Source organism: Pseudomonas sp. NPDC089554, assembly GCF_050280645.1.
Classification (GTDB): domain Bacteria; phylum Pseudomonadota; class Gammaproteobacteria; order Pseudomonadales; family Pseudomonadaceae; genus Aquipseudomonas.
This window is the reverse complement of the sequence record NZ_JBNNVR010000011.1, coordinates 14,573-29,268: the sequence shown is the minus strand read 5'-3', so window position 1 is coordinate 29,268 and position 14,696 is coordinate 14,573. Positions and strand designations below refer to the sequence as shown.

The 14,696-nt window shown below is 61.7% G+C and carries 16 protein-coding genes; 15 read left to right on the top strand and 1 reads right to left on the bottom strand.

Annotated elements, in window-relative coordinates:
• Positions 1-48: 48 nt before the first annotated feature.
• From pstB to ACQKPE_RS05490, 14 genes are all read left to right on the top strand, one after another.
• Complete coding sequence (pstB, locus tag ACQKPE_RS05555; protein WP_218187278.1) at positions 49-810, top strand: phosphate ABC transporter ATP-binding protein PstB; 762 nt, start codon at positions 49-51, stop codon at positions 808-810.
• A 94-nt stretch (positions 811-904) separates the two neighbouring features.
• Positions 905-1,603 (top strand): hypothetical protein, encoded by a 699-nt coding sequence (locus tag ACQKPE_RS05550; RefSeq protein WP_427663914.1) that lies wholly within the window; start codon positions 905-907, stop codon positions 1,601-1,603.
• Entirely contained in the window at positions 1,603-2,226 is a 624-nt protein-coding gene (locus tag ACQKPE_RS05545) for a hypothetical protein (protein ID WP_427663912.1), read from the top strand. Before ACQKPE_RS05550 ends, ACQKPE_RS05545 begins: the two co-directional genes overlap by 1 nt.
• 174 nt (positions 2,227-2,400) lie before the next feature.
• Positions 2,401-3,294, top strand: coding sequence for an amidohydrolase family protein (locus tag ACQKPE_RS05540; RefSeq protein ID WP_427663910.1), 894 nt, complete (start codon positions 2,401-2,403; stop codon positions 3,292-3,294).
• A 33-nt stretch (positions 3,295-3,327) separates the two neighbouring features.
• Positions 3,328-4,302, top strand: coding sequence for an alpha/beta hydrolase family protein (locus tag ACQKPE_RS05535; RefSeq protein ID WP_427663908.1), 975 nt, complete (start codon positions 3,328-3,330; stop codon positions 4,300-4,302).
• A gap of 88 nt (positions 4,303-4,390) precedes the next feature.
• Positions 4,391-5,368: a GlxA family transcriptional regulator gene (locus ACQKPE_RS05530; RefSeq protein ID WP_427663906.1), complete on the top strand. Its 978-nt coding sequence runs from the start codon at positions 4,391-4,393 to the stop codon at positions 5,366-5,368.
• A 273-nt stretch (positions 5,369-5,641) separates the two neighbouring features.
• Positions 5,642-6,325, top strand: a complete 684-nt coding sequence (locus ACQKPE_RS05525) for an ABC transporter permease (protein WP_427663904.1) — start codon at positions 5,642-5,644, stop codon at positions 6,323-6,325.
• Positions 6,322-7,320, top strand: a complete 999-nt coding sequence (locus ACQKPE_RS05520; RefSeq protein ID WP_427663902.1) for an ABC transporter ATP-binding protein — start codon at positions 6,322-6,324, stop codon at positions 7,318-7,320. Before ACQKPE_RS05525 ends, ACQKPE_RS05520 begins: the two co-directional genes overlap by 4 nt.
• A 2-nt stretch (positions 7,321-7,322) precedes the next feature.
• A complete protein-coding gene (locus ACQKPE_RS05515; RefSeq protein WP_427663900.1) occupies positions 7,323-7,988 on the top strand; it encodes an ABC transporter permease in 666 nt (221 codons plus the stop codon).
• A gap of 58 nt (positions 7,989-8,046) precedes the next feature.
• Positions 8,047-8,940 carry a glycine betaine ABC transporter substrate-binding protein gene (locus tag ACQKPE_RS05510; RefSeq protein ID WP_427663899.1) on the top strand — a complete coding sequence of 298 codons (894 nt, stop codon included), beginning with the start codon at positions 8,047-8,049 and terminating at the stop codon, positions 8,938-8,940.
• A gap of 163 nt (positions 8,941-9,103) precedes the next feature.
• A complete protein-coding gene (locus ACQKPE_RS05505; RefSeq protein ID WP_427663897.1) occupies positions 9,104-10,414 on the top strand; it encodes an OprD family porin in 1,311 nt (436 codons plus the stop codon).
• 250 nt (positions 10,415-10,664) lie between these two features.
• Entirely contained in the window at positions 10,665-11,648 is a 984-nt protein-coding gene (locus ACQKPE_RS05500; RefSeq protein ID WP_427663895.1) for a DUF1852 domain-containing protein, read from the top strand.
• Positions 11,649-11,675: 27 nt separating this feature from the next.
• Positions 11,676-12,698 carry a methionine synthase gene (locus ACQKPE_RS05495; RefSeq protein ID WP_427663893.1) on the top strand — a complete coding sequence of 341 codons (1,023 nt, stop codon included), beginning with the start codon at positions 11,676-11,678 and terminating at the stop codon, positions 12,696-12,698.
• A gap of 3 nt (positions 12,699-12,701) precedes the next feature.
• A complete protein-coding gene (locus ACQKPE_RS05490; RefSeq protein ID WP_427663892.1) occupies positions 12,702-13,199 on the top strand; it encodes a flavin reductase family protein in 498 nt (165 codons plus the stop codon).
• Positions 13,200-13,203: 4 nt separating this feature from the next.
• On the opposite strand, the gene ACQKPE_RS05485 is transcribed toward ACQKPE_RS05490, so the two are convergent.
• Positions 13,204-13,851: a DUF1345 domain-containing protein gene (locus ACQKPE_RS05485; RefSeq protein ID WP_427663890.1), complete on the bottom strand. Its 648-nt coding sequence runs from the start codon at positions 13,849-13,851 to the stop codon at positions 13,204-13,206.
• 292 nt (positions 13,852-14,143) lie between these two features.
• On the opposite strand from ACQKPE_RS05485, the gene ACQKPE_RS05480 reads away from it, so the two are divergent.
• Positions 14,144-14,584 carry a hypothetical protein gene (locus ACQKPE_RS05480; RefSeq protein ID WP_427663888.1) on the top strand — a complete coding sequence of 147 codons (441 nt, stop codon included), beginning with the start codon at positions 14,144-14,146 and terminating at the stop codon, positions 14,582-14,584.
• Positions 14,585-14,696: the final 112 nt, after the last annotated feature.

The following is a 14,696-nucleotide window of genomic DNA, read 5'->3' as shown; positions in this document are numbered from 1 at the left end:
TCCACTGCGCAACGAACCGCTCCCGAGGCTAGCGAAGTGCCAGTCGTCATGGACTGCAAGCTGGACAAGATCTTCTACGGCAACTTCATGGCTGTTCGCGACAGCCATGTGCCGATCCGCAAGAACGAGATCACCGGCTTCATCGGCCCGTCCGGCTGCGGCAAGAGTACCGTGCTGCGTAGCCTGAACCGCATGAACGACCTGGTGAAGGGCTTCCGCTTCGAAGGCCATGTGCATTTCCTCGGCCAGGATGTCTACGGCAAGGGCGTCGACCCAGTCGTTGTCCGCCGCTACATCGGCATGGTGTTCCAGCAGCCGAACCCGTTCTCGATGAGCATCTTCGACAACGTCGCGTTCGGCCTGCGCCTGAACCGCTACAAAGGCGACCTGGGCGACCGCGTCAAGCACGCCCTGCAAGGCGCGGCACTGTGGGATGAAGTGAAGGACAAGCTCAAGGTCAGCGGCCTGTCGCTGTCCGGCGGCCAACAGCAGCGTCTGTGCATCGCCCGCGCCATCGCCACCGAGCCTGAAGTGCTGCTGCTCGACGAGCCTTGCTCGGCGCTGGACCCCATCGCTACCCGTCGGGTGGAAGAGCTGATGGTCGAACTGAAGAAGGACTACACCATCGCCCTGGTGACTCACAACATGCAGCAGGCGATTCGTGTGGCCGACACCACGGCGTTCTTCTCGGTCGATATCTCCCAGGGTTCGCGTACCGGCTACCTGGTCGAAATGGGCCCGACCGCGCAGATCTTCCAGAACCCACGTGAGCAACTGACCTCCGACTACATCAGCGGTAAGTTCAGCTGAACCCACCCTGCACAAGGTGGCCGGATGCTTCAGCCAGGATGGCTGAAACGTCCGGCCACATTACTTTTTGACAAAGTGTTTCTCGGGATTACCAATGCGCGTGACACGTCGTCTCGATATTCCAGCTGTAGAGCGCGCACTGCGCGAAGTTCAAAGCCGTTTTGCCGAACTTAGCCAGCAGTTCACCGAGCCACGCGACCCGTTCACCGATGAGGTGTTGCTGAATGTGGTTGAAGGTTACGCGCTGATTGACGAATATGTCGCGCGTGGCGTCGACCTGTTCAATTTGCAGCAGTTGGACAAGATGCTGGAAATCAACGCCACGGTACTGTGCGGCACCGACCCGGCACGCCGTCGGGAGTTCGCCCAGCACCTGGAAGCGACCGAGGCACACTTTTTCAATAACGTGGAAGGTGGCATCAAGGATCTCTACAACTGGTACTGCTCGTACGGCAGCGATTCGATCTGGAAGCGCGCGGCGGGTGTGTACGTACGGATCCTCAGCAAACCGCAACTGTTCATCGAAGGCAACAACCGCACCGGGTCGCTCATCGTCAGCTACCTGCTGATGCGCGCAGGGCTGCCACCGTTCGTGCTGACGCTGGATAACGCCGAGGGTTACTTCAACCCGTCCTCGGTCATCCGCAACTCGGCCAAGCACGGTGTGAAGGCGTTGTACGAATTACCCAAGATCAAGAAAAAGTACGCGGCCTTCCTGGAAGCGAAGGCGCCTGAAACCGACAAATTCTTCCTGGGCGACACGCTCGCACCGGTCAGCCAGGGGAGCCACTGATGGAAAGGTTCGCAATGTTGAAGCAAGGAAGGGCCAGCGGGCGACGCGCCTGGCAAGCCATCGAGCACAAGTTCAAGCGCCCACGCCTGCGTATTTCGTTCGATGTCGACGATACGCTCGCTTGCTTGCCTCACCATGCCGAAGCCGAAGACAGCAAGCTGCCGGACTGCGTCCATCGCTGGCTGGGTGAGCCGCTGCGCCAGGGCACGCGCTCGTTGATGCGCGACCTGCGCCGCCAGGGCTGCAGCATCTGGATCTACACCTCATCCGGGCGTACCCCGGCCTACATTCGCCGCTGGCTGATGCTCTACGGCATTCATGTCGACGGCGTGGTCAACAGTGTTCGTCACCAGAAGGTGGTGGATGTACGTGGGCTTGCCAACACGCCATCGAAGTACCCGCCGGCATTCGATATCGACCTGCACGTGGACGATTCCGAAGGCGTCGGGATCGAGGGCGACGACCATGGCTTCCGTGTTGTGGTGGTAGACCCGCAAGACGAAAGCTGGGTACATAAGGTCATGGAGGCCGCAACCAACGCCCAGGCCCAGCTGGCGTGGCAGCAATCGTTCAAGCACCCGGCACCGGTATGCCCGCGTGCTGCGCAGGCACTGACCTCCTGATCGTTCGCCCTCGCCATGAACGGCGAGGGCGATTTTACGACAGTGCCGCATCGCCTCCAGCCCATGATTGCGCTCGCTGATGGCGAACTCATGATATGACACGTCGATCTCAAGAGAGCGCCTGAAGGGCGCCGCCGATTATCGTTTCCCCATCAGTTCGGGATAACGACAATCATGCAGCCCTCGACCGACATCATCGATAGCCACGTTCATTTCTACACGACCGACGACCTGCAACGCGTCGCCGGGAGCCTGCCTTATGCACTGCCTGAGCCGCACCCGCTCAGTGCCTATCTGGACCGGCTGATCGATGCCGGGCTTACGCCGAACCTTCTCAACAACGTTCACCTGAGCATCCTGCCGGACTCGGAGAATGTCTTCGCCTCGTTCGTCGAACTGCAAAGCCTCCAGGCCCGCAACCCGGCGCGCTACGGCGCAGTTCGTCTGGTCGGCACGATCAAGGCCGACCCCGACTACGCAACCCATGAACGCCTAGCCCACCCGCAGGTGATCGGCGCCCGTATCGTGCTGCACGACGCCGCGCCGCACACCGTTGGGCAAGGGCGCTTCAGCGATGCCCACTGGCAGGCGTTCTACGCACGCCTGCGTCCTCATCAGCACCTGCACGTGTATGCCAAGGAGGCTGAAACCAACCTGCGGGTGCTGCGCCAGATCCCGGCTGCCATCAAGGTGGTCATCGACCACCTGGGCAGTTGCCACGGCGAGCGCGGCGTGAACGAGCCGGCCTATGTCGAATTGCTGACACTGGCCCGCCAGCGCGGCAATGTCTGGTTCAAAGGCCCCGGCTATCGCACCAGCACCGATCCCGAAACCTGCGCCAGGTTCGCCGCGCAGATCGTGCGCCAGGTCGGCGCCGAGCGCCTGCTGCTCGAGGCTAGCGACGCTCCCCACGTCGGCAGCGCCGCCGATGGCACCCCTTACCACAACCTGTTCGACCCGCGTGAAGCCCTGCGCTTCACCGACCAGGTCGCCCGGCACGTCAGTGCCGCCACCCAGATTCCTGCTTGCCAGCTGCTCCGTGGAGCCTCCGGCCTGCTGGCGGTTTGACCCCTAACCACGCTCCAACCTAGAGAACGCACCATGACGGACATCATTACAAAAGCAATCGAGTTCGCCGTTGAATTCGCCGACCAGACCCTGAACCTCAACGCCACGGTATTCGAGCCGGCGCAGCGCGATGCGGCCGCTGCCAAGTTGCCGCCGGTGGTCTTCAACTCCGGTTTCACCGGTGGTGTGAGCATGTACGGCCAGCTGTTCGGTCGCGCCCTGGCCGCTCGCGGCTATCGCGTCATGACCTACGACGTGGCCGGTTTCTTCTCCAACAAGCTGTTGCGCAACACCCACCGCGACGGTGACAAGCTGGTCACCAACGTCAGCCTGCAAGACCAGCAGGACGAAGTGCTGGGCGCCGTGAAATGGGCCCGCGAACACTTCGGCGAAATGCCTGCTGTCGCCTCCTGGGCCATGGGCTCGGTGGCGAGCCTGGGCGCCATCGCCAAGTTGGCCGCCGCCGGTGGCGAGCAGGTGCGCTTCTGGGTGCCGATGAGCTACACCCGCATCCGCAACCTGCAAGGCCTGCGTGCCGATGTAGCGGGCGCCGATGCGGCCATCCGCGCCTTGGCCGGCGATGCGCCGATCCCACCGTTCGACACCGGCACCGAGGCCACCCGCCTGGGCTACTACCCGCTCGACCCGGCCACCCAGGCCTACGTCGACGAACAGCTGGGTGCCTACACCGAAGCCGGTGGCGCCGACCGCTGGCCGGGCTGCACCCACGTCACGGCCAAGTCGTACACCTCCTACGTGGCCTTCGACCCGGAGCAGGCCATTGAAGGCGCCAGCGGTTTCCCGCCCGCGCTGATCATCCATGGCGCCGACAACACCCTGCACATGCCGGCCGAGTCCGAGCGCCTGCACCGCCTGTACCCCGGTGACGCCGGCCCCGCCGCGTTGATCCTCGCGAACATGCAGCATGGCCAGCAGAACCAGGTGGAAAGCCCGGTGTTCCAGCGCATGATCCAGAGCATCGACGAAGCGATCCGCGCCCGCGCCTGACTGGCCGTCGAAATGGCCAGGTCCTAAGATGGGGCATGTCGAGCCGCCTTTTCGCGGCTCGCACCCCTCGAACAAGGACCTGCACTGAATGACCAGCCCCGGTGAATCCATGGCGGTAATGCGCATCGGGCTGTTGATCCTGCCCCAGTTCTCGATGATGGCCCTGGCCGGCGCCAGCGAACCGCTGCGCGCCGCCAACCGGCTGTCAGGCAAGACTCTCTACGAATGGAGCCTGCTGTCGGAAAACGGCGGCATGGTCAGCTCCAGCAGCGGCTTCGAGATCCAGACCCTGCCCATCGACCAAGCACCGGACATCGACCGGGTGTTCGTGCTGGCGAGCCTGGACATCGAACACCAGAAGCCGCCGAAGATGCTGCGTTTCCTGCAACGCGCCGCTGCCCAGGGGCGCATCGTCGGCGCCCTCAGCACCGGCACCTTCATCCTGGCCCGCGCCGGGCTGCTCGAAGGCCGACGCTGCACCTTGCACTGGGAGTCGATCAACCAGTTTTCCGAAGAGTTCCCCGGCATCGAGGTGACCCGCGAGCTGTACGTGAACCACGACAAGCGCTGGACCTGCGCCGGCGGCACTGCGGCCATCGACCTGATGCTCGCCCAGGTGGCGCTGGACTTCGGCAACCCGCTGGCGACCAGCGTCGCCGAGCAGTTCCTGCATGCGCGGATCAGGGCGCCGGAAGAACACCAGCGCATGTCGATCCAGTGGCGCTTCGGGATTCACGACAAGCGCCTGACGGCTGCCATCGCGGCCATGGAAGACAACCTCGAGAAGGTCATCGGCATCGAGGCAATCGCCGAGCGCTGCAACCTTTCCCAACGCCAGCTGGAGCGCCTCTGGCACCAGCATTTCGGCATGACCGCGCAGCGCTTCTACCTGGAGCTGCGCCTTGGCGAGGCACGCCGACTGCTGCGTGAAAGCAGCCAGCCGATCGCCTCCATTGCCTACAGCTGCGGCTTCGTCTCGGCGTCGCACCTCGGCAGTGCCTACCGACGCGTGTGGGGCTGCACGCCTGGCGAGGAGCGGCGGAAATTTGATGAAGAACACTCCTGACGCCAGGCCCCAGCCCACGGCCAAGCCAATAGCAAGCTAATGACCTGACGACGTGGTCTGCCCAGGCTCTGCGCCATGCATTTGCTTGGGCTTTGCCGAAGCTGTCCGTCGGTCACTTGGGCGTATCGAATGTCGATGTTTTGATAGAGATCGTCGAACCTTAAGCGCAGCCGCAGTCTTGCGGCGCGGTATCGTTCTTTCCAAGCCCGGCATCCACTCCCAGATGCAGAACCGGGTACCGAATAAAAATCACGTGGAGAAGGCACACGCACAATGGAAACCTTGAGTTTCATCCTGGAAAACGGCGGCCTGATAGGCCAGCTGCTCGGCCAGCACCTGCTGATCGTGATGACCGCGGTGGGGCTGGCGATCTTGACCGGGGTGCCGGTCGGCATCGCGATCTCCCAGCATCCACGCACGGGCCGAGTGGTTCTGGCTTTTGCCGCCGTGTTGATGACCATCCCCTCGGCCGCACTGTTCGGCCTTATGATCCCGGTGCTCTCGCTGATCGGCCATGGCATCGGCGTGGTGCCTGCGGTGATCGCGCTGTTCCTCTATTCCCAACTGCCCATCATCCGCAACACCACCACGGCCATCTCCAACGTCGACCCCGCCTTGCGCGAGGCAGCACGGGGCATGGGCATGTCCACCTGGCAGCGCCTGTTCAAGGTCGAGCTACCCCTGGCAGTGCCATTGATCATGGCCGGGGTGCGGGTAGCGACGGTGATCAATATCGGCATTGCCGCCATTGCCGCCTATATCGGCGCCGGCGGCCTGGGCAGCCTGATCATCCGCGGCATCGCCCAGTCCGACACCCGCCAGCTGTTGGCCGGTGCCATCGTCATCAGCATCATCGCCATCGCCGCCGACTACGCCCTGTACGCCTTGCAGCGCCTGCTGACGCCCAAAGGCCTGAACAAGTCGACCCTTGGCCCATTGAAGGAAGTCACGCCGTGATCCAGATCGAGCATTTGAACAAGCAATTCGGCGCCATCACCGCCGTGGAAGATGTTTCCTTCAAGGTCGAGGAAGGGCAGATCTGTGTACTGCTGGGGCCATCGGGCTGCGGCAAGACCACCACCCTGAAGATGATCAACCGGCTGATCGCGCCGACCTCCGGCAGCATCCGCATCGGCGGCAAGGACACCGCCGAGATGGACACCGTGACCCTGCGTCGCTCCATTGGCTACGTGATCCAGCAGGTCGGCCTGTTCCCCAACATGACCGTGGAAGAGAACATCTGCGTGGTGCCCGACCTGCTGGGTTGGGACAAGGCCAAGAGCCGTCGCCGCGCCGCCGAACTGCTGGAAGTGGTGGCGCTGGAACCCTCGCATTTTCTCAAGCGCTACCCGTGCGAGCTGTCCGGCGGCCAGCAGCAGCGTGTGGGCGTGGCCCGGGCGCTGGCTGCCGACCCGCCGGTGATGCTGATGGACGAGCCGTTCGGCGCCATCGACCCGATCAACCGCGACGTGATCCAGGACGAGTTCATGCGCATCCAGCGCCAGGTCGGCAAGACCGTGCTGTTCGTCAGCCACGATATCGACGAGGCGGTGAAGATGGCCGACTGCGTGGCGCTGTTCCATGCCGGGCGCATCGAGCAGTTCGGCAGCCCCGACGACCTGCTGGCGCGCCCCAAGAGCGAGTTCGTCGCCAACTTCATGGGCGGTGACCGCATCATGAAGCGCCTGCGCCTGCTGCGGGTCGCCGATATCGCCAGCAAGACCCCGCCACGCGAGCACATGCAGGTGGTGGGCGGGCACAGCGGTGTCGCCAGCGGCTCGCCGCTGGTCGTGGCGCCCGCCGACGACCTGCGCCACGTGCTCTCGCAGTTGCTCGGCCAGGGCAAGGACTGGGCGGTGTGCAACGACGCCGAAGGGCGCTTCCTGGGCTACGTGCACCAGGCCGATATCCTGGCGCGGCTGGTGGAAAACACCACACCAGTGGGGCACTGACCATGGGCGAACTGTTCGGTAGTTTCTGGGAAGGGCTGCAATTCTACTGGGGCGATATCAGCTACCTGTCGGTGCAGCACCTGCGCATCGTTGCCATCAGCGGCCTGCTGGCACTGCTTGTCGCGCTGCCGCTGGGCGTGTGGATGAGCCGCCCGGCCAACCAGCGCTATGCGATGGTGGTGATGCAGGGACTGAACATCGGCCAGGCGATTCCGAAGCTGGCGCTGCTGGCATTGGCCATGAGCCTGCTGGGCGTGGGCGGTGGGGCGGCGATCTTCGGCCTCTGGGTGGCCACCTTGCTGCCGGTGTGCGTGAACACCTACGAAGGCCTGCGCGCGGTGCCGCCACACCTGCTGGAGGCAGCTCAGGCCATGGGCATGACGCCCCGGGAAACGCTGTGGAAGGTGGAGTTGCCCAATGCGATGAACGTGATTTTCGCGGGCATTCGCACGGCCTTGGCGATCAACGTCGGCACCGCGCCGCTGGCCTTCCTGGTCGGCGGTGGCGGGTTGGGCGAGCTGATCTTCACCGGTATCGACCTGAACGACTTCGGGATGATGGTTGCAGGTGCTGCCGCCACCGCACTGCTGGCCATCGCTGTCGACCTGGGCTGCGGTGTGGTGCAGGGCCTGGTGGTCTCCCGTGGAGTGAAACTGGCGGCACGCTGAGGGATCGGCACGTTTCGTAAAACGCTCAACCGATAAAACCAACAATACGAGGTGCACCATGCTTCATCGAGTCTTCACCTGCCTGGCCCTGACCTTGGGGCTCGCCACTGCGGTGACCGGCCCGGCCACGGCCGCGGACAAGATCGTCGTCGGTGGCAAGAAATTCACCGAGCAGCAGCTGGTTTCGGAGATGACCGCGCAACTGCTGCGGGCCAACGGTTTCAGTGTGGACAAGCGCCCCGACCTGGGCTCCTCGGTGCTGCGCGCCGCCCAGGAAAACGGCCAGGTGGACGTGTACTGGGAGTACACCGGCACATCCTTGGTGATCTACAACAAGGTCACCGAGCGCCTGTCGCCCGAAGAAACCTACGCGCGCATCAAGACCCTCGATGCGCAGAAGGGCATCACCTGGCTGAACCCCTCGAAGGCCAACAACACCTACGCCCTGGCGATGCGCAAGGAGGAGGCCGGCAAGGAAGGCATCGCCTCGATCAGCGACCTGTCCAAACAGCTCAATGCGCACAAGCCCTACAAGTTCGCCTCCAATGCCGAGTTCTTCTCCCGCCCCGATGGCCTGCGCCCGTTGCAGGACATGTACGGCTTCGAGTTCGAGCGCAAGAACATCGTGCGCATGGACGGCGGCCTGACCTACCAGGCGCTCAAGGATGGCCAGGTCAACGTGGCCCTGGTGCTGTCCACCGACGGGCGCATCCCGGCCTTCGACTTCATCGTGCTGCAGGACGACAAGGCGTTCTTCCCCAGCTACGCGCTGACCCCGGTGGTGCGCACCCCGGTGCTGGAGGCCAACCCCAAGCTGGGCGAGCTTCTCAACACCCTGTCGTCGCAGCTGGATAACGACACCATCGCCAAGCTCAACTCCCGGGTCGACGTCGGCCGCGAGTCGATCGAAGGCGTGGCCAAGGACTTCCTGACCCAGCACAAGCTGATCTGACCCCGCGGCCCATGGCCGACTGACCCGGTCGGCCCACCCAACCCATCCATTGCCTTGCCGTGGCCATACCCTGGCCGCGCGGGCTCGGCTGCGCGTTGGGTCAGGCCCCAGGGCAAGCAAGACCCTCTGTCACACAACAACAAGAAGATCATCGGAGCGTTCAATGCTGAATATCCAATCCAACCGGGCTGGCGCCGTCGCCTGCCTGCCGCTGCTGGCACTCGCCTGCGGCGCCGTACAGGCCGGCCAGGCCGACTCGAAGGGCTTTATCGAAGACAGCAAGCTGTCGCTGCTGGTACGCAACTACTACTTCAACACCGACCGTGGCGAAGGGCGCAGCAACCAGAAGGACTGGTCCCAGGCGTTCATCGCCAACTACCAGTCCGGCTTCACCCAGGGCCTGGTCGGCTTCGGTGTCGATGCGTTCGGCTACTGGGGCCTGAAGCTCGATGCCGGCAGTGGCCGTACCGGCACCGGCAACCTGCCGGTGGGCGATGATGGTGACCCCGACGACAGCTATGGCCGAGCGGGCGGGGCAGTGAAGATGCGGGTGTCCAATACCGTGCTCAAGTACGGCACGATGACACCCTCGGCACCGGTGTTCGCCCAGAGCGTCAGCCGCCTGATGCCGCAGACCGCCACCGGCTTCAACCTGCTGAGCAGCGACATCGACAACCTGTCGATCGACGCCGGGCACTTCACCTCCGGCACCGACCAGGTCAACACCAACCGCGATGGTGAACTGTGGGCCAACTACGCCCATGTCACCACGCCGACGGTGGATTACGCAGGGGGCAAGTACACATTCAACGAGCGGCTCAGCCTGTCGCTGTACGCCAGCCGTTTCGAGGACATCTGGAACCAGTACTACGGCAACGTGAACTGGGCCTTGCCGATCGACAAGGACCAGGCGCTGACCTTCGACCTGAACATCTACCGCACCCTGGACAGCGGCCAGGCCAAGGCCGGGGACATCGACACCACGGCGTCCGGGCTATCGGCGGCCTACCGCTTCAGCGCCCATACCCTGACCCTGGCGTTCCAGCAGGTGCATGGCGACCAGCCGTTCGACTATGTGGGCTTCGGCGACACCGGGCGCAGCGGCGGGTCGGTGTTCCTGCCCAACTCGGTGCAGTACTCGGACTTTAACGGGCCGGGGGAGAAGTCCTGGCAGCTGCGCTATGACCTGAACATGGCCGCCTATGGCGTGCCGGGCTTGAGCTTCATGGTCCGCCACCTGCGCGGCTACGACATCGACGGCACCCAGGTCACGACCGGGGCCTACGCCAACAAGTACGGCCGCGACGACAAGGAGTTCGAAACCAACGCCGAGGCGCGCTACGTGGTGCAGAGCGGGCCGGCGAAGAACCTGTCGGTGCGCCTGCGCACGGCCTGGCACCGGGGGGACTTGAGCACGGGCGGTACGCAGAACCAGTTCCGCGTGATTACCGATTACCCGATCAATATCTTCTGATGTGATGTAAGGGGGGGCGTCGACAGCTATCGAACGGTTTTTGATGGCTGTCGACGTTTTCTGGCTCAGCACTTGCGCAAAAGCCATACGCTTAACATGAGTGGAATTACTGTTCAGTACAAATAAAATGAGTTTGTCTCATTAGCTCAGGTTCTTGACAATCCTCCCATCGAATTTCCCCTACAGACGGCATGCCGCTGGATCTGGGTTGCGCAGGGGAAAGAAAATCAGGGATCAGGTGTCACCGCCAATGAGCAACGACTTCGCATTTACCATCAAGCGTACGCACTTCGACGAGCACTATCGCCCCTCGGACAACACGCGTATCACCACCAACTTCGCCAACCTGGCCCGGGGCACCAGCCGCCAGGAGAACCTGCGCAATACCTTGAAGATGATCGACAATCGCTTCAATGCCTTGGCGCATTGGGACAACCCCAAGGGCGACCGCTATACGCTCGAGTTGGAAATCATTTCCGTGGCGTTGCAGGTCGATGCCGAGCACAGTGCCCAAGCGCTGCCCTTGATCGAAATCTTGAAAACCACGGTGGTCGATCGAGAAACCCACGAGCGTGTCGACGGCATCGTCGGCAATAACTTCTCTTCCTATGTGCGCGATTACGACTTCAGTGTGCTGCTGCTTGGGCACAACAAAGGGCAACGCGAATTCAGCACGCCTGAAGGCTTCGGCGAGTTGCACGGAAAGTTGTTCAAGAGCTTCGTCAATTCGAGTGCCTATAAAGAACACTTTGCCAAGCCGCCGGTGATCTGCCTGAGCGTTTCGAGCAGCAAGACCTACCACCGCACCGAAAACCAGCACCCGGTGCTGGGTGTCGAGTACCAGCAGGATGAATACTCGCTGACCGACGACTACTTCCAGAAGATGGGGCTGAAGGTTCGCTACTTCATGCCGCCCAACAGTGCTGCGCCCTTGGCGTTCTATTTCGCCGGCGACCTGCTGGGTGACTACACCAACCTCGAGCTGATTAGCACCGTCAGCACGATGGATACCTTCCAGAAGATCTACCGGCCGGAAATCTATAACGCCAACTCGGCAGCCGGAAAATGCTACCAGCCCAGCTTGCAGCACCAGGACTACTCGCTGACGCGCATCGTCTACGACCGCGCAGAACGCAGCCGCCTGGCCATCGAGCAGGGGCAGTTCGCCGAAGCGTTCTTCATCAAGCCCTACCAGGCTGTTCTCGAACAATGGTCCGCGCGCTGCGGGCTCTAAAGCATTGGAAGTACAAGGTCACTCATGATGAAAAAACTATTGCCTACCTCAACCGCTGGCAGCCTGCCCAAACCCTCCTGGCTGGCACAGCCCGAGACGCTGTGGTCACCCTGGAAACTGCAAGACGAGGCGTTGCTCGAGGGCAAGCAGGATGCGTTGCGTTTGTCGCTGCACGAACAGCAGCAGGCGGGTATCGACATCGTCAGCGACGGCGAACAAACCCGCCAGCACTTCGTCACCACGTTCATCGAGCACCTCGACGGCGTTGATTTCGAGAAGCGCGAGACCGTGAGAATTCGCGACCGCTACGATGCCAGCGTACCGACCGTGGTAGGCGCCGTTGCGCGGCGCAAGCCGGTGTTCGTCGAAGATGCCAGGTTCCTGCGCCAGCAAACTTCGCAGCCGATCAAGTGGGCATTGCCTGGGCCCATGACCATGATCGACACGCTCTACGACGCTCACTACAAAAGCCGTGAAAAACTGGCCTGGGAATTTGCCAAGATCCTCAACCAGGAAGCCCGGGAACTGGAAGCGGCGGGCGTTGATGTCATTCAGTTCGATGAGCCGGCCTTCAATGTCTTCTTCGATGAAGTGAACGACTGGGGCGTTGCCACCCTGGAAAGGGCCATCGAAGGGCTCAAGTGCGAAACGGCCGTGCATATCTGCTATGGCTACGGCATCAAGGCCAATACCGATTGGAAGAAGACCCTGGGTTCGGAGTGGCGCCAGTACGAAGAAGCCTTCCCCAAGTTGCAGAAGTCCAGCATCGATATCGTTTCGCTGGAGTGCCACAACTCCCATGTGCCCATGGACCTGATCGAGCTGATCCGTGGCAAGAAAGTGATGGTCGGCGCCATCGACGTGGCGAACCATGCCATCGAAACCCCCGAGGAAGTGGCCAACACCCTGCGCAAGGCACTTCAGTTCGTCGACGCCGACAAACTCTACCCGTGCACCAACTGCGGCATGGCGCCGTTGCCTCGTGCGGTGGCCAGCGGCAAGTTGAGGGCGTTGAGTGCAGGCGCGCAAATCGTTCGTAGAGAGCTTTGATCGATGCCACTTCCCAGCACCGCCATCGAACCGCTGAGCTTTCGCGAGGCACTTGGGCACTATGCATCCGGTATCACGGTGATCACATCGCACCTCGATGGTGAACTGCTGGGCTTTACCTGCCAGTCGTTCTATAGCGTGTCGATGAGCCCACCCTTGGTGTCGTTCAGCGTCATGGCCAACTCGGCCAGCTACCCGAAGATTCGCCAGGCCGGACGGTTCGCGGTCAATATCCTCTCGGGCGAGCAGGTTGGCATTTCCAACCAGTTCGCCCAACGCGGCGCAGATAAATGGCAGGGCGTGCAGTGGCAGGACTCGCCCCTGGGCAACCCGGTGATTGCGGGCAGCCTGCACTGGCTGGATTGCGAGATCCACGCTGAATACGCTGCCGGTGATCACTTGATCGTGATTGGTGAAGTGAAGGCGCTGGACGTGCAAGAGGCTGCTGTGGCGCAGCCCTTGCTGTATTTCAAAGGCCAGTATCGCAACTTGAGCGTTTAGCGCTTCAGCCAAGCAACCCGGCGGCAATGTTGATGGTGAAGCCAAGAATCGCCGTGTTGAACACGAACCCCACCAGCGAATGGGCCAGCACCACCCGGCGCATGGCCCGCCCGCCAACCCCCACGTCCGATGTCTGCACAGCCACGCTGAGGGTGAAGGCGAAGTAGTGGAAGTCCCAATAGTCGGGGTTGCGCTCGCCATCGGCGAAGCGCAGCAGCGGCTCGTCACCGCTGCCGGTATAGAACAGGCGCGCGTAGTGCAGGCTGAAGATGCAGCCGATCAAAAGCCACGAGCCGGCCACGGTCAGGCCGGTGTAGAGGTAGTGCAAGGTCAGGGCACTGCCGTGCAGGCCACGGCTAGCGGCCAGTTGCAGGGTGACCGCGACGAGGCTGGCGATGGCGGCGAGCGATACCGTGAACAGCACCAGGCCGGCGTTTTCGTCTTCCACTTCGGCGACGTTGCGCACCTTGTCGGGCGTCGCTCGGTAGGTCAGCCAGAGGATCAGCGCCAGGTACAGCCATACCCCCAGGTTCCAGCCGGCCAGCAGGTGCTGCGTCCATTCGCTGGCGGGAATCAGCCAGCCGCCTGCCAGGCCTACCAGGGTGGCGAGGCTAAGGCGAGGGTGGGTGCGGGTCAGGCGGTGGAATGCCATGGGGGGCCAAGAGAGTGGCTAGGGTGCCATTGACTGTAGTTCAGCACCGACAGAGTTATGCGAATAACGCATTTCTACAGGGTCGGCCTCCTATGTTCGGACGCACGTTTCTGCCCCCAAGATAATGAGCGCCTAGCTTCGTGGGATTGAGTCACTACGCTTGATCATGGCAATCTCCTGCTTCAATCGTTGTTGAGATGCTGCGGAGAAAACAGGGTAGTCCGAAATTAGAATAGGAAAATAAATCTGAACTATTTGTTGATAACGAAAATTTTAACAGGATCAAAGATTGATGAGCTTCAATTTGCATGTCGGGCGAGATGAGGTTGTGTTAGCCGCTGAAAAAGTTGTGGCTTGTAGTATTGAGCTTGGTGAGGAGAAGGAGCGGTTTTTCATTCCGGTAGAATACTGGTCGAGGGAGAAGTATATTGAGGAGTGGAAGCGCTCCTTTAAACAAGGGTTTGAGGCGTGTCGGCATTCTGCACTTATAGTATCAATGCGAAATGCTGAGTATCTTAACTTTGTGGCTGTGTGGGTTCTATATTTTGAGGCGGATGTGGTTGTTGTTCAGAATCAGATAGTTTTTCTTGATGAGCTTGTAGAGGGGTTTGATTATAATAAAATAAATTCTTATATTGGTGCTAGGGAAAGTTTTAACGAGGATGGTGAGAAGATATCGGAGTGGGTGGTGCCGTTGGTAGATGTGATTGATTGTTTTCAGCGCTTGAATTAGTCGGGGATTTAGTTTTTGGAGGGAAAAATAGGAAAAAAGGTGACAGTGGGCCTGTCCCGTGACAACGGACGCCAAGAAACAGCCGCTCTTTTCTGCCCATAACCCTTCAGGC

What these genes read in the sequence shown, in the direction of transcription:
- pstB (WP_218187278.1), top strand. Translation starts at nt 49, where the DNA reads ATGGACTGCAAGCTGGACAAGATCTTCTACGGCAACTTCATGGCTGTT.
- ACQKPE_RS05550 (WP_427663914.1), top strand. Translation starts at nt 905, where the DNA reads ATGCGCGTGACACGTCGTCTCGATATTCCAGCTGTAGAGCGCGCACTG.
- ACQKPE_RS05545 (WP_427663912.1), top strand. Translation starts at nt 1,603, where the DNA reads ATGGAAAGGTTCGCAATGTTGAAGCAAGGAAGGGCCAGCGGGCGACGC.
- ACQKPE_RS05540 (WP_427663910.1), top strand. Translation starts at nt 2,401, where the DNA reads ATGCAGCCCTCGACCGACATCATCGATAGCCACGTTCATTTCTACACG.
- ACQKPE_RS05535 (WP_427663908.1), top strand. Translation starts at nt 3,328, where the DNA reads ATGACGGACATCATTACAAAAGCAATCGAGTTCGCCGTTGAATTCGCC.
- ACQKPE_RS05530 (WP_427663906.1), top strand. Translation starts at nt 4,391, where the DNA reads ATGACCAGCCCCGGTGAATCCATGGCGGTAATGCGCATCGGGCTGTTG.
- ACQKPE_RS05525 (WP_427663904.1), top strand. Translation starts at nt 5,642, where the DNA reads ATGGAAACCTTGAGTTTCATCCTGGAAAACGGCGGCCTGATAGGCCAG.
- ACQKPE_RS05515 (WP_427663900.1), top strand. Translation starts at nt 7,323, where the DNA reads ATGGGCGAACTGTTCGGTAGTTTCTGGGAAGGGCTGCAATTCTACTGG.
- ACQKPE_RS05510 (WP_427663899.1), top strand. Translation starts at nt 8,047, where the DNA reads ATGCTTCATCGAGTCTTCACCTGCCTGGCCCTGACCTTGGGGCTCGCC.
- ACQKPE_RS05505 (WP_427663897.1), top strand. Translation starts at nt 9,104, where the DNA reads ATGCTGAATATCCAATCCAACCGGGCTGGCGCCGTCGCCTGCCTGCCG.
- ACQKPE_RS05500 (WP_427663895.1), top strand. Translation starts at nt 10,665, where the DNA reads ATGAGCAACGACTTCGCATTTACCATCAAGCGTACGCACTTCGACGAG.
- ACQKPE_RS05495 (WP_427663893.1), top strand. Translation starts at nt 11,676, where the DNA reads ATGAAAAAACTATTGCCTACCTCAACCGCTGGCAGCCTGCCCAAACCC.
- ACQKPE_RS05490 (WP_427663892.1), top strand. Translation starts at nt 12,702, where the DNA reads ATGCCACTTCCCAGCACCGCCATCGAACCGCTGAGCTTTCGCGAGGCA.
- ACQKPE_RS05485 (WP_427663890.1), bottom strand. Translation starts at nt 13,851, where the DNA reads ATGGCATTCCACCGCCTGACCCGCACCCACCCTCGCCTTAGCCTCGCC.
- ACQKPE_RS05480 (WP_427663888.1), top strand. Translation starts at nt 14,144, where the DNA reads ATGAGCTTCAATTTGCATGTCGGGCGAGATGAGGTTGTGTTAGCCGCT.